Source organism: Acidobacteriota bacterium, assembly GCA_021161905.1.
GTDB lineage: Bacteria > Acidobacteriota > B3-B38 > Guanabaribacteriales > JAGGZT01 > JAGGZT01.
Genome location: JAGGZT010000012.1, coordinates 48998 through 75257, shown reverse-complemented (window position 1 = coordinate 75257; position 26260 = coordinate 48998). Strand labels below are relative to the sequence as shown.

General features: G+C 50.6%; 26 protein-coding genes. 18 read left to right on the top strand and 8 right to left on the bottom strand.

Features of this window, described 5'->3' with window-relative positions; genetic code table 11:
* The first annotated feature begins 2 nt into the window (after nt 1-2).
* Genes infA through rplQ form a run of 7 tightly spaced genes read left to right on the top strand, consistent with a single transcriptional unit; the run spans nt 3 to nt 3327 of the window.
* Nucleotides 3-221, top strand: coding sequence for a translation initiation factor IF-1 (gene infA, locus J7L64_02355; protein ID MCD6451196.1), 219 nt, complete (start codon nt 3-5; stop codon nt 219-221).
* Between the two features lie 33 nt (nt 222-254).
* Nucleotides 255-368 carry a 50S ribosomal protein L36 gene (gene rpmJ, locus J7L64_02350; protein ID MCD6451195.1) on the top strand — a complete coding sequence of 38 codons (114 nt, stop codon included), beginning with the start codon at nt 255-257 and terminating at the stop codon, nt 366-368.
* Between the two features lie 20 nt (nt 369-388).
* Entirely contained in the window at nt 389-763 is a 375-nt protein-coding gene (gene rpsM / locus J7L64_02345) for a 30S ribosomal protein S13 (protein ID MCD6451194.1), read from the top strand.
* An 11-nt stretch (nt 764-774) separates the two neighbouring features.
* Nucleotides 775-1170, top strand: a complete 396-nt coding sequence (gene rpsK / locus J7L64_02340) for a 30S ribosomal protein S11 (protein MCD6451193.1) — start codon at nt 775-777, stop codon at nt 1168-1170.
* A gap of 39 nt (nt 1171-1209) precedes the next feature.
* Nucleotides 1210-1839, top strand: coding sequence for a 30S ribosomal protein S4 (gene rpsD, locus J7L64_02335; protein ID MCD6451192.1), 630 nt, complete (start codon nt 1210-1212; stop codon nt 1837-1839).
* Between the two features lie 36 nt (nt 1840-1875).
* Nucleotides 1876-2874, top strand: a complete 999-nt coding sequence (locus tag J7L64_02330; protein MCD6451191.1) for a DNA-directed RNA polymerase subunit alpha — start codon at nt 1876-1878, stop codon at nt 2872-2874.
* A 24-nt stretch (nt 2875-2898) separates the two neighbouring features.
* Nucleotides 2899-3327 carry a 50S ribosomal protein L17 gene (gene rplQ / locus J7L64_02325; GenBank protein MCD6451190.1) on the top strand — a complete coding sequence of 143 codons (429 nt, stop codon included), beginning with the start codon at nt 2899-2901 and terminating at the stop codon, nt 3325-3327.
* 93 nt (nt 3328-3420) lie between these two features.
* Here the strand turns inward: rplQ and fusA are convergent, their stop codons facing one another.
* Nucleotides 3421-5514: an elongation factor G gene (gene fusA / locus J7L64_02320; GenBank protein ID MCD6451189.1), complete on the bottom strand. Its 2094-nt coding sequence runs from the start codon at nt 5512-5514 to the stop codon at nt 3421-3423.
* A 77-nt stretch (nt 5515-5591) separates the two neighbouring features.
* Nucleotides 5592-6545 carry an RluA family pseudouridine synthase gene (locus tag J7L64_02315; protein MCD6451188.1) on the bottom strand — a complete coding sequence of 318 codons (954 nt, stop codon included), beginning with the start codon at nt 6543-6545 and terminating at the stop codon, nt 5592-5594.
* Nucleotides 6546-6698: 153 nt separating this feature from the next.
* Between J7L64_02315 and J7L64_02310 the strand changes: the two genes are divergently transcribed.
* A complete protein-coding gene (locus J7L64_02310; GenBank protein MCD6451187.1) occupies nt 6699-8081 on the top strand; it encodes a sodium:alanine symporter family protein in 1383 nt (460 codons plus the stop codon).
* A 15-nt stretch (nt 8082-8096) separates the two neighbouring features.
* On the opposite strand, the gene lgt is transcribed toward J7L64_02310, so the two are convergent.
* From lgt to ileS, 3 genes are read right to left on the bottom strand one after another with little or no spacing between them, the layout of a single operon-like run.
* Entirely contained in the window at nt 8097-8957 is an 861-nt protein-coding gene (gene lgt / locus J7L64_02305; GenBank protein ID MCD6451186.1) for a prolipoprotein diacylglyceryl transferase, read from the bottom strand.
* Nucleotides 8938-9447, bottom strand: a complete 510-nt coding sequence (gene lspA, locus J7L64_02300; protein ID MCD6451185.1) for a signal peptidase II — start codon at nt 9445-9447, stop codon at nt 8938-8940. Before lspA ends, lgt begins: the two co-directional genes overlap by 20 nt.
* Before the next feature lie 12 nt (nt 9448-9459).
* Nucleotides 9460-12258 (bottom strand): isoleucine--tRNA ligase, encoded by a 2799-nt coding sequence (gene ileS, locus J7L64_02295; GenBank protein ID MCD6451184.1) that lies wholly within the window; start codon nt 12256-12258, stop codon nt 9460-9462.
* 121 nt (nt 12259-12379) lie between these two features.
* Between ileS and J7L64_02290 the strand changes: the two genes are divergently transcribed.
* From J7L64_02290 to J7L64_02275, 4 genes are read left to right on the top strand one after another with little or no spacing between them, the layout of a single operon-like run.
* On the top strand, nt 12380-13510 hold the full coding sequence (locus J7L64_02290) for a VanZ family protein (protein MCD6451183.1): 1131 nt from the start codon (nt 12380-12382) through the stop codon (nt 13508-13510).
* Nucleotides 13500-14678 (top strand): phosphopentomutase, encoded by a 1179-nt coding sequence (locus J7L64_02285; protein ID MCD6451182.1) that lies wholly within the window; start codon nt 13500-13502, stop codon nt 14676-14678. The genes J7L64_02290 and J7L64_02285 overlap by 11 nt, the downstream gene beginning before the upstream one ends.
* A gap of 12 nt (nt 14679-14690) precedes the next feature.
* Nucleotides 14691-16013, top strand: a complete 1323-nt coding sequence (locus J7L64_02280; GenBank protein MCD6451181.1) for a thymidine phosphorylase — start codon at nt 14691-14693, stop codon at nt 16011-16013.
* A 16-nt stretch (nt 16014-16029) separates the two neighbouring features.
* Nucleotides 16030-17067 (top strand): deoxyguanosinetriphosphate triphosphohydrolase, encoded by a 1038-nt coding sequence (locus tag J7L64_02275; GenBank protein ID MCD6451180.1) that lies wholly within the window; start codon nt 16030-16032, stop codon nt 17065-17067.
* On the opposite strand, the gene J7L64_02270 is transcribed toward J7L64_02275, so the two are convergent.
* Both J7L64_02270 and J7L64_02265 read right to left on the bottom strand, forming a co-directional pair.
* Nucleotides 17064-17801 (bottom strand): sulfite exporter TauE/SafE family protein, encoded by a 738-nt coding sequence (locus tag J7L64_02270; protein ID MCD6451179.1) that lies wholly within the window; start codon nt 17799-17801, stop codon nt 17064-17066. The genes J7L64_02275 and J7L64_02270 overlap by 4 nt on opposite strands.
* 37 nt (nt 17802-17838) lie before the next feature.
* Nucleotides 17839-18342 carry a TlpA family protein disulfide reductase gene (locus tag J7L64_02265; GenBank protein MCD6451178.1) on the bottom strand — a complete coding sequence of 168 codons (504 nt, stop codon included), beginning with the start codon at nt 18340-18342 and terminating at the stop codon, nt 17839-17841.
* Between the two features lie 135 nt (nt 18343-18477).
* On the opposite strand from J7L64_02265, the gene J7L64_02260 reads away from it, so the two are divergent.
* Nucleotides 18478-19605 (top strand): alanine--glyoxylate aminotransferase family protein, encoded by a 1128-nt coding sequence (locus J7L64_02260; protein ID MCD6451177.1) that lies wholly within the window; start codon nt 18478-18480, stop codon nt 19603-19605.
* On the opposite strand, the gene J7L64_02255 is transcribed toward J7L64_02260, so the two are convergent.
* On the bottom strand, nt 19581-20816 hold the full coding sequence (locus J7L64_02255) for a DUF2029 domain-containing protein (protein ID MCD6451176.1): 1236 nt from the start codon (nt 20814-20816) through the stop codon (nt 19581-19583). The two genes, J7L64_02260 and J7L64_02255, sit on opposite strands and share 25 nt — an antisense overlap.
* Nucleotides 20817-20964: 148 nt before the next feature.
* On the opposite strand from J7L64_02255, the gene J7L64_02250 reads away from it, so the two are divergent.
* Genes J7L64_02250 through uvrB form a run of 5 tightly spaced genes read left to right on the top strand, consistent with a single transcriptional unit; the run spans nt 20965 to nt 26260 of the window.
* Entirely contained in the window at nt 20965-21411 is a 447-nt protein-coding gene (locus tag J7L64_02250; GenBank protein ID MCD6451175.1) for a hypothetical protein, read from the top strand.
* Between the two features lie 17 nt (nt 21412-21428).
* Nucleotides 21429-21845, top strand: a complete 417-nt coding sequence (gene ruvX / locus J7L64_02245) for a Holliday junction resolvase RuvX (GenBank protein MCD6451174.1) — start codon at nt 21429-21431, stop codon at nt 21843-21845.
* A complete protein-coding gene (mltG, locus tag J7L64_02240; protein MCD6451173.1) occupies nt 21842-22888 on the top strand; it encodes an endolytic transglycosylase MltG in 1047 nt (348 codons plus the stop codon). The genes ruvX and mltG overlap by 4 nt, the downstream gene beginning before the upstream one ends.
* Nucleotides 22834-24201: a hypothetical protein gene (locus tag J7L64_02235; protein MCD6451172.1), complete on the top strand. Its 1368-nt coding sequence runs from the start codon at nt 22834-22836 to the stop codon at nt 24199-24201. Before mltG ends, J7L64_02235 begins: the two co-directional genes overlap by 55 nt.
* A gap of 58 nt (nt 24202-24259) precedes the next feature.
* Nucleotides 24260-26260, top strand: coding sequence for an excinuclease ABC subunit UvrB (gene uvrB, locus J7L64_02230; GenBank protein MCD6451171.1), 2001 nt, complete (start codon nt 24260-24262; stop codon nt 26258-26260).

The window sequence follows — 26260 nt, the reverse complement described above, 5'->3', positions numbered from 1 at the left end:
GTATGCCTAAGGAGGAGCCGATCGAGGTAATAGGTACGGTGATTGAGCCCCTACCGAATGCTATGTTCCGGGTGGAGCTGGAGAATAAGCTCCAGGTCCTTGCCCACATCTCTGGGCGGATGAGGAAGAATTTCATCCGCATTCTGCCCGGGGACAAGGTGAAGGTGGAGCTCTCCCCCTACGATCTTACTCGGGGGAGGATAGTCTACCGGTATAAGTAAGGTAGGGAAGAAGAAGGGAGGAAGGAGTTTCCGATGAAGGTCAGAGCATCGGTAAAGAAGATCTGTGATAAGTGTAGGATTATAAAGAGAAAAGGCGTGGTAAGGGTTATCTGTAAGAACCCAAGACATAAACAACGTCAGGGTTAATCTCTTAAGGAGGTAGGGAAGTGGCGCGAATTGTTGGTGTTGACCTTCCCCGAGAAAAACGGATCGATGTGGGCTTAACCTATATCTATGGGATAGGTCCTACTCTTTCCAAGATGATTTTAGCCAAGGCAGGGGTGGATCCGAGCAAGAGGGTCAAGAACCTTTCCGAAGAGGAGATAAGCCGGATACGGAAGGTCATTGATAACAGTGGGATAAAGGTGGAAGGGGAATTGCGGAAAGAGGTTTCCTTAAGCATTAAGCGGTTGATAGAGATCGGCTGCTATCGGGGATTGAGGCACAAGCGGGGGTTACCTGTTCGTGGCCAAAGGACCCACACCAATGCCCGTACTTGGAAGGGTCCACGACTCAGCTCTATGAGAAGAAAGAAAAGATGAGGTGGTGAGCAATGGCGGGAAAAAAGAGGAGAAGAAGAGGTCCCAAGAAGGTCAAGAAGAATGTTCCCGAAGCGATCGCCTATATTCAGGCGACCTTTAACAATACGATAGTTACCATAACCGATCCGCAGGGAAATGTCCTTTGCTGGTCGAGTGCGGGAACGGTGGGCTTTAAGGGATCGCGTAAAGGAACCCCTTTCGCTGCTCAGCAGGCAGCGATAGCGGCGGGGAATAAGGCAAAGGAGCATGGGGTAAAGAGTGTGGATGTTCGGGTAAAGGGTCCTGGTTCTGGTAGGGAAACGGCTATTCGGGCGCTTCAGTCGGTGGGGCTCCAGATAAAGTCGATCAAGGATGTCACTCCTATTCCCCATAACGGTTGTCGCCCACCGAAGAGGCGTCGGGTCTAATCTCTATGGGTTATAAGTTATTTTAAGGAGGTATGAGGAGTGGCGAGATATAGAGGGGCGGTTTGTCGTCTTTGCAGACGTGAGGGAACGAAGCTTTTCCTTAAAGGGGAAAGGTGTTTCTCAGATAAGTGTGCCCTTGAAAAGAGACCTTATCCTCCTGGCGAGCATGGCAGAGCCAGGAGGCTGAGGATAATCGGTTATGGCCTTCAGCTAAGGGAAAAGCAGAAAGTAAGACGGATCTACGGGGTGCTTGAGCGACAGTTCCGCATCTATTTCAAGAAGGCGGAGCGAAAACGGGGTATCACTGGCGAGAACCTTCTTTCCCTTCTGGAGCGGAGACTGGATAATGTGGTCTTTCGGCTGGGGTTTGCCAGCTCTCGGCCTCAGGCAAGGCAGATGGTTCGTCACGGACACATCGAGGTGAATGGGAAGAAGGTGGATATCCCCTCCTATCTGGTGAAGAAAGGAGATACGATCGCGGTGAGGGAAAAAAGCAAAAAGCTCGAAGCGATTACCCAGGCGATGCAGCTCACCCAGAATAGGCCAGTACCCAAATGGCTGGAGGTGGATTACGATAACCTGGTAGGGAAGGTGGTAGAGTATCCCTCTCGGGAGGATATCGACTTTCCGGTCCAGGAGCAGCTCATCGTGGAGCTTTACTCCAAGTAAGCTCTCAATGAAATTTAACCTTAAGGTGAGGTAAAAATGCTACTTTGGAAGGGCTTTCAGCGTCCAAAGAGGTTGGATTTTGACCCCAATGAACTTAGCTCCACCTATGGGCGTTTCATCGCCCAGCCCCTGGAGCGGGGTTTTGGGGTTACCCTCGGTAATGCCCTTCGCCGGGTGCTTCTTTCCTCCATCGAAGGGGCAGCGATTACCGCTGTTAGGATAGAGGGGGCGCCCCACGAATTTTGCTCCCTTCCTGGGGTGGTGGAGGATGTGATCGACATCATCCTCAATCTGAAACAGATACCTCTCAAGCTCAAGTCGGAAGGACCGAAGACAATATACCTCGAAGCGGACAAGCCGGGAGAGATCCGCTCCGGGGATATAGAGACTGGAAACGATGTTGAGATAGTGGATAAGGATATCTACATCGCTACCCTTAGCAAGGGAGGGAGCCTCCGCATTGAGATGCGGGTAAAATGGGGCAGAGGGTATGTTCCCGCCGATCGCAACTTCGATGAGGATTTAGAGCCGGGGTTCATCCCGATAGATTCCATCCATTCCCCGGTGAAGAAGGTCCGTTATCTGGTGGAGGACGCTCGTTTAGGGCAGACCACCGATTATGACCGACTGATCCTCGAGATCTGGACCAATGGCTGTTTAGATCCTAAGGACGCGTTGGCGCAGGCGGCGATGCTTTTGAGAAAGCATCTCAATATATTCATTGACTTTGAGGAACCTGCTGAAGAGGAGGAAGGGGAAGAGGACAAGGAAGGGGATCGGATCCTGCAATATCTTATGAAACCAGTGGATGAACTTGAACTATCGGTAAGGTCCTATAACTGCTTGAAGAGCGCTAATATCAAGACCATAGCAGATCTCGTTCAGAAGACGGAGCAGGAGATGCTCAAGACGAAGAACTTCGGCAGGAAGTCGCTGAGCGAGATAAAGGAGATCCTGGCGAGTATGGGGTTGCAATTGGGGATGAAGATCGATCCGGAGAAGCTCAAGGGGTTGAAGAAAAAGGCAGTTTCGTAATTTTAAGGAAAGGAGTATGGGACGATGCGGCACCGAGTAGCCCGGAGGAAGCTGGGGCGAACCACTGCCCATAGGATGGCGATGCTTCGCAATCTGGTCACCTCCTTGTTTGAGCACGAGCGGATCCTGACCACGGTAGCCAAGGCTAAAGAGGCTCGCTCCATTGCAGAGAAGATGATCACCTTGGCGAAGAGGGATGATCTTCACTCTCGGCGGTTGGCGCTTCGCTTCGTACGGAAGAAGGAAGTGGTGGCTAAGTTGTTTGATACCATTGCCCCCCGGTTCGCCGAGAGAAACGGAGGATATACTCGGATCCTTCGTGCCGAGCCAAGGAAGGGTGATCGGGCGGAGATGGCGGTTTTGGAGATCTTAGGGAGTAATTGGAAGGAAAAGTTGGAAGAGAAGAAGAAAAAACGGGAGGAGAAAGAGAAAAAGAAGAAAACCTCCACTTAGAGTTGTCTTTATCCGTTTAAACACAACACAAACAAAAAAGGGAGTGAAAAACACTCCCTTTTTTCTTTTTTTATACTCTCTCTACCTGAGATTCTATTCCTTTTCCTCTTCCTTTGCTTTTTGGGCTTCCTCTATTATCTTCTGAGCGATGTGGGCGGGAACCTCGTCGTAATGCGAGAACTCCATCTCGAACACTCCCCTTCCACCAGTAAGCGAGTTTAGGTCTTGCACATAGGAGAGCATCTCCGCCATCGGTACCTGAGCCCTTATGACTTGATATTCTCCCTCTGCCTCCACTCCCATTATCTTACCTCGCCTGCTGTTTAGATCTCCCATTACATCGCCGAGCGCATCCTCAGGGACGGTTATCTCCACATTCATTATCGGCTCGAGGAGCACGGGTTTTGCTTGTTCCATCGCCTTCTTGAAGGCTAAAGAGCCAGCGATCTTGAAGGCGAGCTCTGAGGAATCGACCACATGGTATGACCCATCGAAGAGGGTTACTTTGAAGTCAACCACCGGGTATCCCGCCAATACTCCGGTCTGTCTTGCTTCCTGGATCCCTTTCTCAATAGCGGGAATAAAGTTCTTGGGTATAGCGCCACCGAATATCTTGTCCACGAATTCGAAATCCTTGCCCCGGGGAAGTGGCTCGATCTCGATCCAGCAATCGCCATATTGCCCCCTACCGCCGGTCTGCTTTTTGTATTTCCCTTGGGCTTTCGCCTTGGCGGTGATGGTTTCCCGATAGGGAACCTTGGGCTGGGCGAGGAGGACATCCACCCCGAATTTCTTCTTTAGCTTGGCAACGATCACCTCCACATGAAGCTGTCCCTGTCCTGAGATGATGAGCTCCTTGGTTTGCGGGTCGCGCTCCAAGGTAAATGTTTGATCCTCCTCGAGGAGTCGGTTCAAGGCATTGCTTATCTTCTCCTCGTCCCCCCGAGCTTTCGGTTTGATGGCGAACGATATCGATGGCTTGAGGAAGGGAATCGGGGGGTAGATGATGGGGGAATTGGGATCAGCTAAGGTGTCGTTGGTGGCTGTTTCCTTCAGTTTCGCCACCCCTGCTATCTCCCCTGCTTTTACCATCGCAGTTGCCACCTGGTTCTTCCCCTGAAGGAAGAAGAGGGAGCCGAGCTTTTCGTTCTTCTTCTTGTTCACATTATAGATGGTGGAATCCGCTTTTATCGTTCCCGAGTACACCCGGAAAAGGGTTATCTTCCCGGCAAAAGGATCAGCCATCGTCTTGAAGACGAAAGCTGAATACGGTTCATCCGGGGACGGCTTCCTTGTCATTTCCGAGCCGTCTTCGGGATTCTTCCCCTTTGCCTCACCCCGATCAGCGGGAGAAGGTAGATAGTCGATCACCGCGGAAAGAAGCTGTTCCACCCCGATGTTTTTGGTGGCGGAAAGGGGTAACACGGGGAAGATCTTCCCCTCAAGAACTGCCTTCTTTAACCCGGCGATAAGTTCCTCTTCGCTCAGGGTGCCAGCGTCAAAGAACTTCTCCATCAGCTCTTCATCCATCTCGGCGACCATCTCGATTAAATTCTCCCGCTTTTCCTCAACCAGAGAAGCAAGCTCGTCCGGAATCTCTTTCTCTTCGAACTTCCCCGAAGCATCATCAGAGTAAAGATATGCTTTGTTCTTTATGAGGTCCACCACTCCCCGGAATTCCTTCTCCTCCCCAATGGGAAGAGCAATGGGAACCACCCCTCGACCGAATCTCTTCGTCACCGATTCCAGCGCCCGGGAGAAGCTTGCCCTCTCCCGGTCCAGCTTGTTTATCACGATGAGACGGGGAAGCCCCTCCTTATCGGCGAATTTCCATACCTTCTCCGTCTGGACCTCTACCCCGGCAACGCCACAGATGAGAACCACCGCGGAGTCGGCTACCCTGATGCCTGCATAGGCATCGGAGATAAAGTTGGCATAACCGGGGGTGTCGATGATGGTTATCTTATGGTTTTTCCACTCGCTGAAGCATAAGGCGGTGCTTAGCGAGATCCCTCGTTCTATCTCTTCCGGGTCGTAGTCGGTTACCGTATTTCCCTCTTCGACCCGCCCCAAGCGATTCACCGCCCCGGTGTCGAACAGTATAGCCGAGGCGAGAGAGGTTTTTCCCGATGCACCGTGTCCTATTAGAGCGACATTCCTCAAATTCTTGATGTCGTAATCCTTCATCACTCCATCCCCTTCTTTCCATTAGTTTTAAACGGAAAAAATAATACCATAATTGCGAGGTTATGGCAACGAAAAATTCAAATGCCTCGTCCTTCCCTAAGGTAGTCGAGCAATCCTTTCATATCGTCTGGTAGGGGTTGGTAGAATTCTAAATACTCCCCGCTTTCCGGATGATAGAAGCCGAGTTTGGCTGAGTGGAGAGCAGGGCGGTTGAGGTCCTTTATTATCTGAGCAAGCTCCTCTTCCACCTTGCCCTTGATGCGCGCTCCACCATAGAGGGGATCCCCTACTAAGGGATGGCCGATATGAGAAAGATGAACTCGGATCTGATGCGTTCTCCCGGTGAGGGGTGAGGCGGAGACTAAGGTAAAACCGGAGAAACGCTCCTTCACCTTAACGATAGTTATCGCCTCTTTCCCCTCGGGAATGACAGCGTATTTCTTTCGGTTTTTCTTGTTTCTCCCTATTGGTGCCTCTATTTTCCTTTCGTCGTCCTTAAGTTCACCCCAACAGAGGGCGAAGTACTCCTTCTTTATCAGGTGTTGCTGGAACTGTTCCCCAAGGATCTTGTGGGCGAAGTTGTTCTTCGCCACCACCATAAGCCCAGATGTTCCCTTGTCGAGCCGATGGACGATACCCGGTCTTACAGGATCACTTCCCTCAGAGAGCGTTGTGCAATGGTGAAGCAAGGCATTTACCAGGGTGCTTTTGAAATGGCCTGATGAAGGGTGAACCACCATTCCCGGAGGTTTGTTCACCACCACCAATTCGTCGTCCTCATAGACGATATGGAGAGGGATCTCCTCCGGCTCGAGTTTTATAGCTGGCGGAGGTTTAAGGGTTCCTTTTACCCGCTCCCCCTCCTTTACGCGGTAGCTCCGCTTTTTCACCTCTCCATCGACTAGGATCAGCCCCTCATCTATCAGTCGCTGTATTTGTGCCCTGGTGTGCTTCCTGCAATAACGCATAAGAAAGATATCGAGCCTCGTCCCCGTTTCTCCAGGACCGACCACCACCTCTATTTCTTCCATCTTTCTCAAGCTCATCTTCTTTTCTCTTAAATTAAGTGCAAGATTCGCAATTGACAACCTTTTCCTCCTTACTATAACATTAAATTCGTGTTTGTTCCTAATTGAGTTTTAGGTCATCAGTTAAACTCATAAAACCAGACGAGGGTGAGGCATATGCTTCAAAAATTGGTTGAGTTGACCAATGCGGGAAGTGCTTATGCCTGGGGGACCTGGATGCTTGCTCTTCTCCTCGGGACAGGTATTCTCCTTACCATCAGAACCAAGCTCGTTCAGATAAAGAGGTTCCCTCTGGCTTTCCGTTTGATGTTGCGCGGGGCGATGGGGAAGGATCGGTTTGAGAAGGAGACGGGAGATCTATCCCCCTTCCAGGCGCTTACCACCGCGTTAGCTGCTACTGTCGGCAATGGAAATATCGCTGGAGTAGCCACTGCTATTTACTGGGGAGGACCAGGAGCTCCCTTCTGGATGTTCCTCGCTGCTATCTTAGGAATGGCGACCAAGTATGCAGAGGCGACCTTGGGTGTTAAGTTTAGAAGGAAGGCGGAAGATGGCACCATAGCGAGTGGTCCAATGTATTACATCGAGCAGGGAATCGGCGGATCGTTTGGAAAGACACTGGCTATTACCTTTGCTGTGGCTGGGGCTATTGCCTCCCTTTTCAGTACCGGTAATATGATGCAGTCGAATTCGGTGGCTTTAGCCTTTAATACTCAGTTCAAGATCCCCTTCTGGCTTACCGGTGTGGTGATGACCTTTCTCGCTGGGTTGGTGGTTATCGGTGGGATAAAGCGAATAGGCACGGTGGCGGAGAGGTTGGTTCCCACTATGGTTCTCCTCTATATCGGTGGAGGGTTGTTCATTATCTTGGCGCATTTTACCGCTATACCTCAGGCGATCTGGTTGATGATAAAAAGTGCATTTACTGCCAAGGCGGCGATGGGTGGGTTTATCGGTGCCACCGTGAGACAAGCGATAAGAAGAGGGGTTTCCCGGGGGCTGCTTTCAAACGAGGCAGGACTTGGTTCCGCACCCATTGCCCATGGAACTGCCAAGACCCGCGATCCTGTTCGTCAGGGATTGATCGGTATAATGGAGGTCTTCATCGACACCATTGTCGTCTGTATGATGACCGCTCTCGTTATTATCCTTACCGGCCGTTGGACTTCGGGGTTGGACAGTACCGCCCTCACTATATCTGCTTTTAACAGTACCATTCCCTTTGGCGGGGTGATTGTTGCTTTGAGTTCAGCGCTCTTCGGTTTCAGTACAGTTATTGGCTGGTGTTATTACGGTGAGCAGTGTCTCGAGTATCTCTTCGGTCTCAAGATAACCAAACCCTATCGGGTGGTCTATCTCTTCCTGACATTTATTGGGGCGATCCTTCAGAAGGAGAACCTGATAATAGTGTGGAATGTTGGCGATATGGCAAACGCCCTTATGTCGGTGCCCAATCTGATTGGGCTTATTCTCTTAAGCGGGGTGGTAGGAAAGGTCACCAAGGATTATTTCACCAAGGAGCGAACCTTTATCGAATAATTTTTCTTACCGCAATTATTTATTGGGAGCCGCGTTTGAAGCGGCTCTTTTTTTGTAAATGAAGATGGCGAGGGAGATCGGTCCTACGATCAAAGCGATGAATTGAGAGGTGGAAAGAGCCCCACCGAAGAGCGCGCCACGCGGATCGCCCCTCATATACTCAATGAAAAACCTAGAGGCAGAATAAAGAATGAGGTAGAGCAAGAATAGCGCTCCGGAAAAAGGCTTTCTTCGCTTCATAAGAATGAGGATGAGAAGTATCATCAGCCCAGCCAAGGAGTGAAGTATCTCAGTGGGGTAAAGAGGAATATTTAGAGGTGTTCCTATCGTCCTATGGGTATAGGGGTTGGTAAAGGTAAGTCCCCAGGGAACCCTCGCCGGTTTTTCATACCAGTAGCTCAAGTAGGAGGGTATGTTGGTTACTACCTTGAACAGGGGGAAGGTAAGGGGTTTTCCATAGCAACAACCAGCGGAAAAACAACCCCACCTGCCGATGAACTGTCCCAGGGCGATCCCTGGAGCGAGCGCATCGACCGTTTTCCCGACGGGTAATGAAGCACGCTTGATATACCAGATGCCTAAGGCAGTGGCAAGAAGAAGCCCTCCGTAATAGACTCCGCCGTAGCGAAGGCTCTCCAATATCTCGCCAGGGTGTCTGAAGTAATACCTCAGGTTGACCAGGATGAGGAGAAGTTTTCCACCAAGAAGGGCGCCCACCACGATTATCAGCCCGAGGTCAAGGATGCGAGCAGGGGGAAGGTTCTCCCTCTTCGCCTCGTGCATCGCATAGAGGATGCCCAATAGAAAGGCAGTGGCGATTAAAACGCCATAGGTATGGATGGTTAGAGGACCTATCTTAAATAATATCGGATGCATCCTCTTTTTTCTCCTCCGAAGGAGCGGTTATCATCTTGTAGATTAGTATTCCTACCCCTATACAGATGACGCTGTCTGCTATGTTGAAGGTGGGCCAATGGTAGCCCTTGAGATGGATGTCGATAAAGTCGATGACATATCCCAGCCGCAACCGGTCGAGGAAGTTCCCCAAAGCCCCAGCGAAGATGAGGGCGAGGGCGAGCTGAATCCCCCTTTCCCTCGCGGGAAACCTTAGGATGTAGTAAATGATCACCGCAATGGCAACGATTGAGAAGAGGTAGAAAAGTATCGGCTTTAGGGGAGAAATTGACTGAGAAAAGAGCCCGAAAGCGGCTCCAGTGTTTTTTGCGTAAGTGATATCCAAAAAGCCATTGATTATTACCCGCGATTCCCCGGGGAATAGAGAACGATCTATAAGGAGTTTACTCACCTGGTCGAGGATAAAGGAGAAAAAGGCTATCAAAATGAAGCTTCCTTTGCCCTTGAGCATCTTGAAATTAAGCTATCCTTTAAGTTCTTCAAGCACCTGGTGGCAACGAGGGCATACATCCTCGTATTTCGCCCCCTTACCCACCTCCTCTGAATACTTCCAACAGCGGTGGCATTTTTCCCCTGGTGCCTTCCGGACATCGATCTTAAGACCAGCTATCTCCTCCGAAGAATAGAGGGCTTCCTTGAGAGGAGCGAAGGTGAGCTTGGAGATGATGAAGATATCCTCAAGTTCCGGGGTAGATAGCGAAAGCGAGCTGATCAACCCTTCTGGAGCGGAGATCACCACTTCGGCATCGAGGGAGTGGTTGATCATCTTCTTATCTTTCCTCGCTATCTCGAGCGCCTTTAATACCTCATCTCTAAGCGCGAGCACCCGTTCCCAGCGGGCGATGAAATCAGCATCCGGTTTTTCCTGCTCCTTGGGAAATGAAGATAGATGGACACTTTCCTCCTTTTCGCCCGGAAGATATTGCCAGACCTCATCAGCGGTGAACGAGAGGACAGGAGCCATTATCTGGGATAACCCTTTGGTGATCTCGTAGATCGTGGTCTGTGCCGCTCGTCTTTTCCTGTCGTTGGGATGGGAGACATAGAGCCTGTCCTTTATGATATCGAGATAGAAGGCAGAAAGATCGACGGTGCAGAGGTTGACCAGGGAGTGGTAGACGATGTGAAAATCGTAATCCTTATAAGCCTTTACCACCCTCCCTGCCACCTTGTAGAACCGATAAAGGACGAATCTATCGAGCTCCGTAAGCTCAGAGTAGGGGAGGCTATCTTTTTTCGGATCGAAATCGTAGAGGTTCCCCAGCATAAAACGGCAGGTATTTCTTATCTTGCGATAGGCTTCGGCGATCCGCTCCACTATCTCGGTTGAGATCTTGATGTCATCCCGATAGTCCATCATCGCCACCCACAGCCTGAGAACCTCGGCGCCGTATTTATTGATTATCTCCTCGGGAAAGATGATGTTGCCGAGTGATTTGGACATCTTCCTCCCCTCGGCGTCAACCACGAAGCCGTGGGTGATGACCGTGCGATATGGCGCTTCGCCCCGGCCCTCTACTGAGGTAAGTAGTGAACTCTGGAACCATCCTCGGTACTGATCCGTTCCCTCCAGGTAGAGGTCCGAGGGCCAGGGGAGGTCCCCTCTTTTCCCCAATACCGCCTCATGGCTTACCCCGGATTCGAACCAGACATCGAGGATATCAAGCTCTTTGGTGAAGCTCTTCCCGCCACAGTTGGGACAACGGGTTTCCGGAGGAAGGAGTTCATCCGCTTCCCGGGCGAACCAGGCATCGGAACCCTCCTTCGAGAATACATCGGCAACGAAATCAACGACATCCTTGCTAAGCAGAGGTTTGTTACAGCTTTGGCAGTAGAAAACAGGGATGGGTACCCCCCAGCTCCTTTGCCGGGAGATACACCAATCGGGCCTATTCACGATCATATTCCTTATCCGCTCTTCACCCCAGGCAGGGATCCAACGCACCCGGGAGACCTCCGCAGCTGCCTTATCCCGAAGTTTGTTCTTGTCCATCGAGATGAACCACTGCTCGGTAGCCCGAAAGATGACCGGGTTCTTGCACCGCCAGCAGTGGGGGTAGGAGTGGGTGATCTCTCCTTCGGAAAGGAGCATTCCTTTTTCCTTAAGGAGCTTCACGATCTTCGGATTCGCCTCGAATACATTGAGCCCGGCGAAGTGTTCTACATCGGAGGTGAATCTCCCCTCGTCATCTACTGGAGCGTAGATCTTGAGCCCGTATTTCGTCCCCACCACATAGTCCTCGGCGCCGTGCCCCGGAGCGGTATGGACACATCCAGTACCCTGCTCCAGGGTGACATAATCACCGAGCACGATGAGCGAATCTCGCTCAATGAAGGGATGGCGGCAAACGGTCCCCTCGAGCTCCTTTCCTTTGAAAGAGACGATCTCCTTGATGTCGGTAAAACCGCATTCGCTCGTGACCGTTGGCAACAGTTCCTTGGCAACTATATAGACCTCATCGCCCACCTCAAAGGCGACATAATCGTAATTTGGGTGGAAGGCAATGGCTAAATTAGCGGGAAGGGTCCAGGGGGTAGTGGTCCAGATGAGGACGAATACCCTTTTGCCCTCGAGGGCGGGTATCCTCTTTTTAACATCCTCCCCTGCTTCGAATTTGACGAATATTGACGGGGAGGTATGATCATGGTACTCCACCTCCGCTTCGGCTAAAGCGGTTTTGCAGTGGGAGCACCAGTGGACCGGTTTGTATCCTTTATATACATCTCCCCGGGCGACGAATTCCCCGAACTGACGGATGATAGTTGCCTCGTAATCGGGGTCTATGGTGAGATAGGGAGTTTCCCACTCTCCAAGAACGCCCAGCCGTTTGAATTCCTCTCTTTGGATGGCTACGAACTTCTCAGCGAACTTCCGACATTCCCTTCTTACCTCAAGTTGGGATAGCTCTTTCTTCTTCTCTCCCAGAAGCTTATCCACCTGATGTTCGATGGGAAGGCCATGGCAGTCCCAACCGGGCCGGAATGGGGAGTTGAAGCCAAGCATCGTCTTTGACTTTACTACAAAATCCTTGAGTATCTTGTTGAGCGCTGTTCCCAAGTGGATGTGCCCGTTAGCATAAGGAGGTCCATCGTGAAGGATGAAGGTTGGAGCATCTTTTCTTTTTTCCCGTATCTTCTCGTATAAACGATCTCGATCCCAACGCTCTATGAGCAAAGGTTCCCTCTTCGGAAGGTCTGCCTTCATTGGAAATTCGGTCTTTGGTAAATTGAGTGTTTCCTTGTAATCCTTTTTCTTACCCATCTTCGTCGCCTTTCCCGCTTTTGAAAACAAGCTAATTTAGCACGCCCCTTTTTCCTTGTCAAGAAGGTGAGTTTTTATCTTCTGGCTTACCCTATAATAGGGTAAAATGAAAAAAGAGGCAATGAATAAACGAAGAAAGAGCGTTTTTGTGCTTTATATTGCCCTTTTCTTCTCCCTTTTTCTACCCCTTTCAGCCCCTTACATCTCCCTTATCCGGAGCTATCTCCGCTTTCATCTCGGTGGTTATTTTGACCTTTTTCTCCTCGTTTTTCTCTCCATCGCCGGAGCGGTAGTTTCCTATTTGTTGGTTAGAGGCTTCAAGAGAAGTTTTCGCTTTTCCCTAATCGGGCTTAGCCTGATGGCGGGGGCGCTTATTTTATCTTTCTATTTTATCCCTCATATCGGGTTGATCGAGGGGGTTCATTTCATCGAATATGGGGTGCTAACCCTTTTGTTTGTCATTGGCCTTAAGCCTGATGAAAGGGGGATTTTCTCAATAGTAGCAGCTGTTTCCCTGTCGCTTCTCGTCTCTTTAGCTGATGAAACCGTTCAATTCCTCGTCTCTTCGCGGGTGGGAGAGCTTCGTGATCTTCTCCTCAATTTCTTTGCCGTCGTTGCTGGGTGTGGTTTGACTTTGGTGGCGACCTCCTCTTCCTTTCGAGGAAAGGGAAGCTCCCGCTTTCTCCTTTTCATCAGCTTACTCATCTCGATCCTTCTCTTATCTTTTTTCCTCTTCGCCTTTTTTGCTGAGCGAGGCTATGTAGTGAGGGGTGATGGCTATCTCTTTCGTTCCCGTTTCCCCAAAGAGAGGTTGGTTCTTTTGGCAAAAGAGAGAGGAAGGTTGTGGCTTTCCGCAAAGGAGAGATTCAAACCGAGGCTTCTCGGTAAGAGGAGATCGGTCTGGGAAAGGGAGGACTATTACCTAACTGAGGCTCAGGCACATACCAGGATAAGAAACGAGTTTAAGAAGAAGGGGGACCTTTATTCCGCCTATTTCGAGGATCGGATCCTTATGGATTTCTACCTCCCCTACCTTCTCGCAACAGATCAGTCCTGGGGAAGGGCGGAGAGGCTGGCTATTGAGAAGAAGGTCAAACTTGGAGGACTTCCCTATCGGAGCAAGGCATTTCCTCATCTAATAGTAGGTGCCGATTGGTTCTTCCTTTTCTTTTTCCTTATCGGTGTTATCATAGTGGTGAAGTTTCTGTTTATATGGGTGCTCCCAAGGAGGTTGAAGATCATTGGGACATAAGCCATTTTCCCGGGTTATCCTCATCGTATTGGATAGTGTGGGGGTAGGGGAACTTCCCGATGCCCACCTCTTCGGTGATGAGGGAAGCAATACCTTGCTTCATATCGCAGAGAGTGTAGGGCTTCATCTCCCCAACCTTGCCAGACGGGGTTTAGGGAATATAATTCCTCTCCCCGGCGTACCGCCAGAGAGGGAACCGATAGCTGCCTATGGGAAGATGGCGGAGTTGGCACCGGGCAAGGATACCACATCCGGCCATTGGGAGATGGTCGGTATCGAGCTTAAAAAGCCCTTCCCCACCTATCCCTCCGGTTTTCCCCGTAGGGTGATCGAGGAGTTTGAGGAGAGAATAGGAAGAAGGGTGCTTGGGAACTTCCCTGCCTCGGGAACGGTGATAATCGAAGAGATAGGAGAGATTCATTTAAAAACGGGTTTCCCCATCATCTATACCTCTGCCGACTCCGTTTTTCAGATCGCCGCTCATGAGGAGGTCATCCCGGTTCCCGAGCTCTATGAGATGTGTCGGGAAGCGAGAAAGATACTTCGTGGTGATGACGAGGTGGTCCGGGTCATCGCTCGCCCCTTTATTGGGAAACCAGGTTCCTTCAGGAGAACGGAGAGAAGGGAGGACTTCTCCATTGCTCCTCCTGAGCCCAACCTCCTTGGTCTCCTTTCGAAGGCTGGTTTTCCGGTGGTGGGTGTCGGTAAGATAAAGGATATCTTTGCTGGTTGTGGGATTACCAAGGCGGTCCATACGGGTAATAACCGGGAGGGGATGGAGACAGTGCTCAAGGTGATGGGGGAGGTGGATAGGGGACTTATCTTTACAAATCTGGTCGATTTTGATATGCTTTATGGGCATAGGAACGATCCCAGAGGATACGCCAAGGCGCTTGAAGAGTTTGACGCCTTTCTTCCGAGACTTGAGGAAAGAAAGGAGGAGGGTGATCTTTTGGTTATAACCGCTGATCATGGTTGCGATCCTACTACTGAGAGCACCGATCACTCGCGGGAATATGTCCCCCTCCTTATATGGGGGGAAAGGGTTAAGCAAGGCGTTAATCTCGGAGTACGAAGGAGTTTTGCCGATTTGGGACAGACCATCGCGGAGAATTTCGGTCTCACTCCCCTTCCTCTTGGGGAGAGTTTTCTTTCAAAGGTGATCTAAGGAGGAAAAGCCTTGTTGATATTGAAGGCGATAGAGAAGAAGAAGGCGGGACAGGAGCTTTCCCCGGCAGAGATAAAGCGGGTTATAAAGAGTTATGTTGCCGGAGCGATACCCGATTATCAGATGGCAGCTCTCCTGATGGCGATCTACTTTAGAGGGCTTTCCGAGGAGGAGACCTTTCGTCTCACCAAGGAGATGATGGATTCAGGAAAGGTGCTCGACCTTTCTTTCCTTCCTCGACCTGCGGTGGATAAACACTCAACAGGAGGGGTGGGGGACAAGATATCCTTAGTCTTAGCGCCCTTGGTTGCCTCGGTGGGTATCTTCGTGCCTATGGTGGCGGGAAGGAGCTTGGGCCATACCGGGGGGACGCTTGACAAGCTGGAGTCCATCCCCGGTTTTAGAACCAATCTCTCGGCGAAGGAGTTCGTCAATCAATTGGAAAAGGTGGGAGCGGTAATAGCGGGGCAGACCGAGGAGATCGCTCCCGCCGACAAGAAGCTATACGCCCTTCGGGACGCCACCCGAACTGTGGACAGTATCCCTTTGATCACTGCGAGCATCCTTAGCAAGAAGCTGGCAGAGGGAGCTTATGGTTATGTGTTCGATGTGAAGCAGGGCAGGGGAGCGTTTATGAAGACATTGGAGGAGGCAAGGGTGCTTGCCTACTCTTTGGTTTCCGTTTCCGAAAGGATGGGGAAAAGGGCGACCGCCCTGATAACCGCGATGGATCAGCCAATAGGGATGACCATTGGGAACGCGGTTGAGGTGATCGAGGCGTTTGAGACGCTTAAAGGGCGAGGTGCCTCCGATGTGGTGGAACTCACCCTTGCCTTAGGATCGGAGATGCTTTTCCTTGCCGGTGCTGTCGAGAATAAAGAGGATGCCAAGTTGATCCTTGAGGAGAAGCTTACCTCTGGGGAGGCTCTTTCTAAGATGCGGGAGATCATCGCCGCCCAGGGTGGAGATGAAACGGCGGTGGACGATTATTCTCTCCTCCCCAAGCCAAAAGCGGGGAGAGAGATAGTGAGCCCCACTGATGGTTATATCTCGGGGATAGATTCTTACCGTTTGGCAGTGGTGGTCAATAAATTAGGGGCAGGGAGAGCCGATACCGATGCCCCGATAGACCGCTCGGTGGGGATAGTTCTCAAGAAGAAAGTGGGGACTTACGCCAGTAAGGGAGAGCCGTTGATGGAGATCCTGTATAACGAGATAGAGCCTACCCCCGAGCTTGTAGGTATGGCACTTGCCAGTTTCGCCTTTTCTGAGGAGCGTCCTTCGTTGACCCCTCTTGTTCGAGAACGGATAGCAACGAGGGAAGGAGGGGGTTAAAGTGGAGGAGAACAAGATGAGGCTTAGGGAGGAATTCGAGGCGATTGAGAGGAAAATTCTCTCTCCTAAAGCGGCTTTCAGCAGTGCGAGTAAGGGGCGGTTGCGACCGGAACCGGAATGTGATATAAGGACTGCCTTCCAGCGAGATCGAGATAGGATAATCCACAGTAAGGCGTTTCGTCGTCTCAAGCATAAGACCCAGGTTTTTCTCGCTCCCACGGGCGATCATTATCGTACCCGTCTCACCCATACCTTGGAGGTGTCTCAGATAGCCCGGACGATCGCCCGCGCTCTCAGATTGAACGAGGATCTCACCGAAGCGATCGCCTTGGGACATGACTTAGGACATACTCCATTTGGCCATAGCGGGGAAGCGGTTCTCAATGAGCTCGTTCCTGATGGGTTCAGGCACTACGAGCAAAGCCTTCGAGTGGTGGACTTCTTGGAGAAGGACGGCGAGGGGTTAAATCTTACCTTCGAGGTGCGTGATGGGATCCTCAAGCATTCGATAGGGGAGGGGGATATAATCCCCATCAAGGAGGAGGAGAGAGCGGAGACACTTGAGGGAAGGATCGTTCGTGTATCCGACATCGTTGCCTATGTGAACCACGATATAGACGACGCTATAAGGGCAGGGGTGCTCAAAAGGGGAGATATCCCTAAAGATATCCTAAGGGTTCTCGGAGATACCCATTCTCAACGGATAAACACGATGGTCTCCGATATCGTTCGGGAGACGAAAAAGGTGGAACTCGAAGATATAAGGATGAGTGAGGAGGTTTACGGTGCCCTCATCGACCTTCGCGATTTCCTCTATGAGAGGGTTTATGAAAATGAGTACGCCAAGGGCGAATTCGCCAAATCGCGGAAGGTGATTTCAGACCTCTACCGTTATTTTCTCGAGCACCCGGATAAGATCCCTTTGAAGAACAAAAGAGGGAAGAAGGATCCTCCCTATCGAAGGGTTGCCGATTACATAGCGGGGATGACTGACCGCTATGCGATAATGGTTTATGAGGAGTTATTCATCCCCAAACCCTGGGCAAAGATTTAGCCAACTTCGAGTGAGGGCATTATCTGGCTTAGATAGGCGCTAAGCCAGCCAAAATAATTGCTTATAAGAAGGATCCCTACCGCAACCAGCAATATCCCGCTTATTATCGATATCACCCGGATATGCTTCAGCAAAGAACGGGAGTAGCTCATAAAGGTATTGAAAGCGAGGGAGGAGAGAATAAACGGTAGCCCTAATCCGACGGAGTAGGCGGTGAGAAGGATGATACCGGTGAAAAGTTGTTCCTTGGTTGAGGCGTAGACCAGGATAGCCCCGAGGATGGGACCGATACAAGGTGTCCAGCCAGCAGCGAAGGTGATTCCGACGATTATCGTGCCGAGATAGCCCAAGGGTTTTTTCTCTAAGTGAAGTCTCTTTTCCCTCTCGAGGAAGCGGAGGTTGATAACCCCGGCGATATGGAGTCCGAGGATAGTGATGATTATTCCTCCACCGACGGTGATCAATCGCTGGTATTTACGGAATATCCCCCCAATATATGTGGCTGAAGCTCCCATCAGGATGAAAACGAGGGAAAACCCGGCGACGAAGAGGAGGGAATGGATCAGTGTCCTTCTCCTTATTTCCCGGCGGTTTTCCAATTCTGCGAGTTCATCGAAGGATACTCCGGTAATGAAGGAAAGATAAGAGGGAATAAGGGGAAGAACACAGGGTGAAACGAAGGATAAAATTCCAGCAATAAAGGCGATGAAGACAGAAATCTCCTCTCCTCCCATAGTCGATTTCCTTTCCTTTAATAATTAATTTAAAAGGTTATTTACTTAAGAGGTCTTTTACTAATTTTTCGAATTCCTTCTCCAATCCCCTGCGGTATCCCACATACTTCTTCACGATGTTCCCCTGCTTATCGATGAAGAAGGTGGTGGGAACCCCCACAATGCCGCCGAAGTCGTTGGCTACCTTCTCATTTCCCATCAGTACGATGTAGTTGATACCGAGCTTTTTCACCTCTTTCGCTACCTTCTCCGTAGTTCCGGAGCTGAGCACTATTCCTATTATCTCGAGCCCTTTTTCGTGATATTTATTGTAAAGCTCGACAAAGTGGGGTATCTCCACTTTGCAGGGGGGGCACCAGGTAGCCCAGAAGTCAACGATCACCACCTTTCCCGCAAAGTCGGAGAGGGATAGCTGCTTCCCAGTGAGATCGGGAAGGGTGAAATTGGGTGCCTTCTTCTCCTTGCCAAACAAGGGAAGGGCGATAAGGATGAGAATGATGGAGAGACCTATGATAGTTTTTCCAGTTCTTCCTTTTCTCATAAGGACCTCCTTTAATTTTTATTTAAAAAAATTATACACGAATATTAACTCAAATGGCAGTCCTTTTTTATTTTAAAGGTGCTTTCCATCTATGCTATTATTTTTCTTGGAATGGGAGCAGAAGAAAGAAGAAAGTTGTTTACCCCTGGCCCAGTAGAGCCTTATCCTCTTTCCCGGATTGATCTTTTTCATCATCGTACGAGCGATTTTAGGAAGCTTCTCTCCTCGGTCGAGGAGAAGCTCAAGCTGGTCTTCGGAACCAAGGAGCCGGTGTTCATCCTCACCTCTTCTGGTACCGGGGCGATGGAGGCGGTGGTGGTCAACCTTTTTTCTCCCGGGGAGAGGGTATTGGTGATCGATTCCGGGAAGTTTGGAAGAAGATGGGCGGAGTTAGCGAGGGTCTTCGGGCTTGAGGTGAGCGTCATTTCCCTTCCGCGGGGAGCGGCAGTATCCCCTGAGGAGCTGAGAGAGAGGCTTGAGGCTGAACGGGATATCTCAGGGGTTCTCTTTGCCGCGGTGGAGACCGCCACCGGTGCCTATACCGATCCCCGGATGGTGGCGGATGTGGTTTCCCATTTTCCCGATGTGCTTCTCGTGGTCGATGCCATTTCCTCGCTCGCCCTCCATCCTATGAGGATGGACGAGTGGGGGCTCGATGTGGTTATCGGCTGTTCTCAGAAGGGTTTTATGGGCTATCCCGGTCTTTCTTTTATTTCTTTATCATCACGAGCTTGGGAGCGGGTTAAACGAGGAAAGCTCCCCCGGTACTACTTCGATCTCGAAAGGGCGCGCTCCCTCATTCAAAGGGGTTTCACCCCTTTCACCCCAGCAAGCTCCCTCATCTTTCACCTCGACCGGGCGCTTTCCTACATCCTCGAGGAGGTGGGGCTTGATCGGATGATCGAAGAGCGAGCCCGTCTTTCCGCCTCCTTCAGATCGGCGCTTCCTCATCTTTTCCTCTCTCCATTGGCTAAAGAAGCCCCGAGCAACGCCCTTACTGCGGTAGTACCACCGCCGAGGGTAGATCCCGACCAGGTGGTTTCCCTGCTTGATCGGGAGTTCGGCTTTGTCGTGGCAAGAGGGCAGGAAGAGCTTGCAGGCAAGATCTTCCGGGTGGGACATATGGGCTACCTCTCCTTTTCCGACACCTTTGAACTTATAAAGGCTCTTTCCCTCATTCTTTCCCAGCTTGGCGTTTCCGTCGATGGGGAGAAGGCTCTTAGGGAGGCGGAGAAAACCTATCGAGCTTGCTCCTCAGATTGAAGCTTTCTTTCCCTTATCAGCACAAAGAGGAAGGAGGAGAAGAGGATAATCGTCCCCAAAAAGAGTGGGGAGTAGGACTGAAGCCTTCGGCTTACCCCGAGCGAGGATAAAAGAAAGCAGGTAAAAAGGGAAGAAAGGATGAGGCTCCCCATCCTTCCCTTCAGCTTGAGAGCATACCAGCTACCTACGATATAGGGGATGGTGAGGAGGATAAAATGGCTGATCCAGGAGATGGGAGAGATAAGGAGCATCGCCATCACGATTAAGGAGTACTCAAAGAAGGGGATGAAAGCGCCCTCTTTCAAGCTGGTGCGCTGGCGGAGGAAGATGGCGAGCAGGGCGATAATTATCAGGTCAGCTATCTTTATTATTAGGGAGATTGTCTCCTCGCTGAGATCGGCGATGTTGGCGTAAACGGTTTTCCCTGAGATGGTGTCAGCCGGTGTTCTGGCAAGCAAGCGGAAGAGGAAGGCAGCAAGCGATTGATTGGTATGGCGGTAGGCACCTATCGAATATCCGATCCCGCCGCTTACGGTCGGTTTTATCACCTGTTGATAGAAGGAAGAGAGGAGTTCGAAATTCCGCTCCCAGCCGAGGAAGGGAATGGGAAGCAGGGATAGGAGGATGATAAGGCTTATTATGGTAGCCAGGGTCAGTTTGACCCTTCGCCGATAGATGAAATAGAGAAGGAGAAGAAGGGGAGTGAGCTTTAATGCTATCCCCAGGGCAAGAGTAAAGCCGGCTGCGAACTCTTTTCCCCTTTGATGGAGGAGCAAGGTTAGCCCGATGAGAAAGAGAAGGAGGATGTTCATCTGTCCCAGATATAGATTGTCCGCCAATATCCCCAATATGAGGATCAACGGGAGGATCTTCCATATAGGTTTTCCTCCTGGCGTTTCTTGTGGAAGCGAGTTTATGAGGAGGTAATATGACCAGCCGAAGAGAGCAAGGTTCAAGAGATACCAGATTATGACCGCAGTGGGGAGGGACAATCTGCTGAGGGGGGCAATTAAGAGGAATAAGAAGACCGGGTAGCGATTGTTCAAGAACTTGGTATAAGGGTTTTCCCCGGCAAAGAGGGCGGAAGCGATGCGGTACTGGATGGCGAAGTCAGAGCTTCCTTCCTTTGCCCGGAGATAGGTATAGCCGCCAAGCAGGGCAAAGAGAACGATGCCAGCGATAGTAATAGCGATCTTTCCCTTTTTCTTCATCTTCAGCGAACTATTTATGCGAGGAGATTATACCATCCTTCGTCTTCATCTCTAAAATTTTAATGAGTGAGGGAGCTAAACCAAAACGGTTGAGGGAGGTCGAAAGGTATGGTAAAATTTAAAAAATGGAGATTTTAAGAGGAGGAAGATGCGAAGAAGGGCTATTTTAATTGGACTGATTTTTTTGGTGTTTCTCCTTCCCGCTTGTTCCAAAGAGAAGAGGAAGGAGAAAAACCCTTACGGATACAGCGAGAAGGAGCTGAGCATCATAAACACCAGGAACCAGTTCAAGGTGGAGGTGACTAACTGTATTATTAAGCGAGAGGAAGGGGAGATTCTTCTCAACCTCCATATAGTGAATAACTCCCGGAAGAAGCTGAACTATTTGACCCTGAAGCTTGTTCAATACGATAAGGATGAGAAGCCGATAGCCGAGGGAAGGATAACGGTGGATGTCTCCGATCTCGATCCTGGTATCGGAAAGACCGAACTCCTAAAGTACACTCCGGCTGATCCTCGGGCAATAGGCATTTCGGTGGAGGTGGAACAGCTTCCTCCAAAGGAAAAGCTCTCCCAATATAAGGAGTTTATGTGACCGAGAGAAAAAGGATAATGGGTCTCGATATCGGGGAGAAGAGGATCGGGGTTGCTGTAAGCGATGAGCTTGGTATCACCGCCCAGGGGATAGCCACCATTGAGCGGAAGAATTGGCGGGAGGATGTGAGGAGGCTTTCCGCACTCATCGAGGAATATGGGATATCCAAACTGGTGGTAGGGTTTCCCAGAAGGATGGACGGTACTCTGGGAAGGAAGGCAGAGGAAATTAAAGAGGTTATTGAGAAGCTGAAGAAGGCGCTCAAAATAAAGGTTGTTCCCTGGGATGAACGGCTCACCACGGTGGAGGCGGAGAGGGTGTTGATAGATGGAGGGTTGAGGAGAGAGAAGAGGCGAAAGGTGATCGACAAGTTGGCGGCGGTGATCATCCTTAAGGGGTATCTCGAATATCTAAGAGCAAAGGAGGAGGGGTGAGAAAGGTTTGGCTTATAGCGTTTATTGTTTATTTTTTGGCAAGAGGAGGGGCTGTTTATATTTACAACCATCCAATTGATAAAGAGGGTTTCCTTTTTATCCCTTACGGCTCTTCCGGAGAGAAAGTCTCCCTCCTTCTTTATGAGAAGGGGTTCATTCTTCACCCTGTTTTCTTCAAATTTCTCCTCCGTGCTGGTGGGAGAGAGAAAGGGATCAAGGCGGGCGAGTATTTCATAAGCAGGGGGAGTAGCCTTATCGATATCTACGAGAAACTGATGAGGGGCAAGGTTTATCTCCGTCAGGTAACTATCCCTGAGGGGAAGGATATCTTCGAGATCGCTCGCATCTTTGAGGAGAAGGGATTTTTCCCCGCCTCGGAGTTCCTCTCTGCCTGTCGGGATACTAAGCCCATCGCCGATCTTGCTCCCGGGGCGAAGACGGTGGAGGGGTATCTCTTTCCCGATACCTATCAGCTTTCCCATGGGACCCCACCACGAGAGATTATTCGCCTTATGGTAGAAAATCTTAAGCGAGTTCTAACGCCAGAGCTGAAAAAGCGGGCAAAAGAGCTTGGTCTTTCCATTCATCAGCTGATAACGCTTGCTTCCCTTATCGAGAAGGAAACCTCGACTCCCGATGAGCGTCCCTTGATCTCGGCGGTCTTTCATCGTCGGCTTAAGCGGGGGATGCTCCTTCAATGCGATCCCACCCTGATCTACGCTCTGAAGCTCGCCGGAAGGTATGATGGTAATATAAGAAGGAGAGACCTCAGGTTCGAATCCCCCTATAACACCTATATTCATCCAGGGCTCCCCCCAGGACCAGTGGCAAACCCGGGGAAGGATTCCATCATCGCCGCCCTTTATCCGGCGGATGTCCCCTATCTCTATTTCGTCTCGATGAATAACGGAAGGCATTACTTTTCGAGAACGCTTGCCGAGCATAATCGGGCGGTGTATAAATACCAGAAACTATATTGGCGGTTGAAATGGAGAAAGGAAAGGGCAAAAAAGGTGGTAAAGCCCGGTTTTCCCCATCGGTAGATCTACTTAAAATAGCAAGGGAGAAACCGGAGAAGAGAAGGCCCATCTTCGAGCTCTCTATGTGGGTGAAGAGCTTAGAGAGCTTTACCCGGGATGAGTACCTCGCCCTTTTTGCTGCAGAATCAAAGGAGCCGTTCACCCGGAACTATGCCGGGGAGGTTAAGATCCTAAGCAACCTCCTTGTCCGGATCACCAATCTGTTGATCATCATTTTAGGGAAGGAACAGTGGAATATTGCTCAGTTCAAGCAATATATAGAACGGCTTATAGCGGAACATACCCCGCCTATGGTAAAGCTATCGGAGACATTTCCCTATCTCACCGATGAATGCTCCGATCTCTTCGATGCTTTAGTGAATTTGCGGATGATAGTATTCGATTTTATGCGGATGAAGTGGGTCTCATACCCCAGTTTCTCCTCCTTAGGGAGGATGATAAATCAGAATATAAACCGGTTTCCCTTTTTGCTTAAGCTGAAAGATCTCCGGTTCAATCCATATTACGATCAGGTGGTGAATAAGAAGATTAAGGGGATAATACGAAATGCGGTTCCTTCTACGATGAGACAGGATGTGGCTCAGCTCTTTCTCGAGCTCTTCCGGCTCCTGAGCTATTTGAACTTCATCCACCTTGAAGAATGGAACCTCGATTTGATGAAGTTATCGCTCCCCATTCTATCCCTGTTCTACTTTGAGGCAGAAATCCTCTTTTCCTATCTTGATGCCAAGTATGGGGGGAAGGGGGAGGAGATAGAGCCCTTTGCTCGCACCGTGGATAATTTTGTCTTTGCCTCGAAGCTTGAGCTGAGGAAGGTGTATAATCTTGAGCTGTCAGATCTGGCTATGGTGAACGACCCTGAGGTGGTATACACCAAACTGGATAACAGCCGAGGCATTCTCAGCAATCATCTCAAGCAATGGATCGTCATCTTCGCCCAGCTTTTCGAGCCGGATATCTCAGGCTCGGATATATTCCTCGATTTTATCACCCGGGTAGAGGAATCCCTCAAATTGAGGGAGGACCTTTGGTCTCTTATCCGCTATACTGATGAGTTTCAGGAGAAGAAGGACGAAGCCTCATACAATAAACTGCTCGACTTTATAAACAGGTTTGAGCGGACCACGATGAAGTATCTGATGTACCGCGATTGGCGCGATTTCCGACTTATGGTGCAGAATTTCAACAATGCGGAGAGTATGGAGCATAAACTATTTGCCGCTCATAAGTTCGCTACTTACCTTGCTCTGCTCTTCGAGCAGGTGGGAAAGCGGGCAGCACTTTCCGGACATCCCTTCAACCCGACGGAAGAGTAGCCCTCCTTGACCCTTTTCTTTAAAAAGCGTAGATTCATAGTGAATAGAGGGAGAAAGAATGGAGCGGTTTAAGCTTGTCTCCGAGTTTACCCCTAAGGGGGATCAGCCCAAGGCAATAGAGGCGTTGGTCAGGGGGTTGAATGAGGGGAAGAAGCATCAAGTCCTCCTCGGGGTTACCGGCTCGGGGAAGACCTTCACTATGGCTAAGGTGATCGAACAGGTGAACCGCCCGACGCTGGTCATCTCCCATAATAAGACTCTGGCTGCCCAGCTCTATCAGGAGTTTAAGAGCTTCTTTCCCGAGAATGCGGTGGAGTATTTCGTGAGCTACTACGACTATTACCAGCCCGAAGCATACATCCCCCAGAGCGATACCTACATAGAGAAGGAGGCGGATATAAATGAGGAGCTCGATCGAATGAGGCATTCTGCTACCCGTTCCCTCTTTGAACGGCGGGATGTGATCATCGTCGCCTCGGTTTCCTGTATCTATGGGCTTGGTTCTCCGGAAGCCTACTACGGGATGCTCCTTTTGCTTGAGCGGGGGGATAGGATGTCCCGTGAGGAGATCCTGCGGAAGCTCGTTCGTATCCAGTATGAGAGGAACGATTACGATTTTAAACGAGGCGCCTTTCGCGTTCGCGGTGATGTTATCGAGGTATTTCCCCCATATGATGAAAATGGGTTCCGTATTGAGCTCTTCGGTGATGAAGTAGTTGAGCTATCGCAGATAGACCCGCTTACCGGGAGGGTATTAAGGGAATATCATCGATTGCCCATCTACCCCAATTCCCATTATGTTACCCCGGAAGAACAGCTCGCCCGGGCGATCGCCTCGATAAAGGAGGAGCTCCATCAATATCACGCTAAGCTCCTCAAGGAAGGGAAGCTGCTCGAAGCACAACGGATATACGAGCGGACGATGTACGATCTCGAGATGATCCAGGCGGTAGGCTATTGCCACGGGATTGAGAACTACTCCCGCCACCTCACCGGGAGGAAGCCAGGAGAGCCTCCGCCCTGTCTTCTCGATTACCTCCCCAAGGACGCCATCATCTTCATTGATGAGAGCCATCAGACGATACCCCAGCTTCGCGGGATGTACGAGGGGGACCATTCGCGGAAGCTCACCTTGGTGAAGTACGGCTTCCGTCTTCCCTCTGCTTTGGACAACCGGCCTCTCACCTTCGATGAGTTTATGGAGCGGGTGACCCAGGTCATCTATGTCTCCGCCACCCCTGGTCCTTTTGAGCTCGAGATGTCTGGAGGGGAGGTGGTAGAGCAGATAATAAGGCCTACTGGCTTGATGGATCCGGAGATAATCGTTCGTCCGGTTAAGAACCAGGTCGATGATCTACTTGAAAGGATAAGGGAGAGAATCGAGAGAGAAGAGCGGGTGCTCGTCACCACCCTCACCAAGAGGATGGCAGAGGAGCTCACCGATTATTATCAGGAGCTCGGGATAAAGGTCAAATACCTCCATTCGGAGATCGACACCTTGGAGCGGGTGAAGATAATAAGGGAACTGAGACGAGGGGATTTTGATGTCTTGATCGGGGTAAACCTGCTTCGTGAGGGGCTCGATCTTCCCGAGGTGTCGTTGGTCGCCATCCTCGATGGGGACAAGGAGGGTTTTCTCCGTTCCACCACTTCTCTTATCCAGACAGCGGGTAGGGCAGCGCGGAATGTGAATGGCCAGGTGGTGATCTATGCGGATAGAATAACCGGGGCGATAAAGGAGGCGATCGCCGAGACCAATAGGCGCCGTGAGCTCCAACGGCGGTATAACGAGGAACACGGTATCACCCCGGAGACGATAAAGAAGTCCATCCGCGATGTCTTAAGCTCCGTCTACGAGGCGGACTACTTCACCGTTCCTCTCGAGGAGCGGGGCACCGAATTTCCACTTTCTCCCTCTGAGCGCAGGGACCTGATAAAGAAACTGGAACGGGAGATGAGGGAGGCGGCGAGAAGACTCGAGTTTGAGCGGGCAGCAGAGCTCCGCGATCAGATAAAGGAGCTCAAACTCCGGGACCTTGAGCTCACCGCCAAGAGGTGA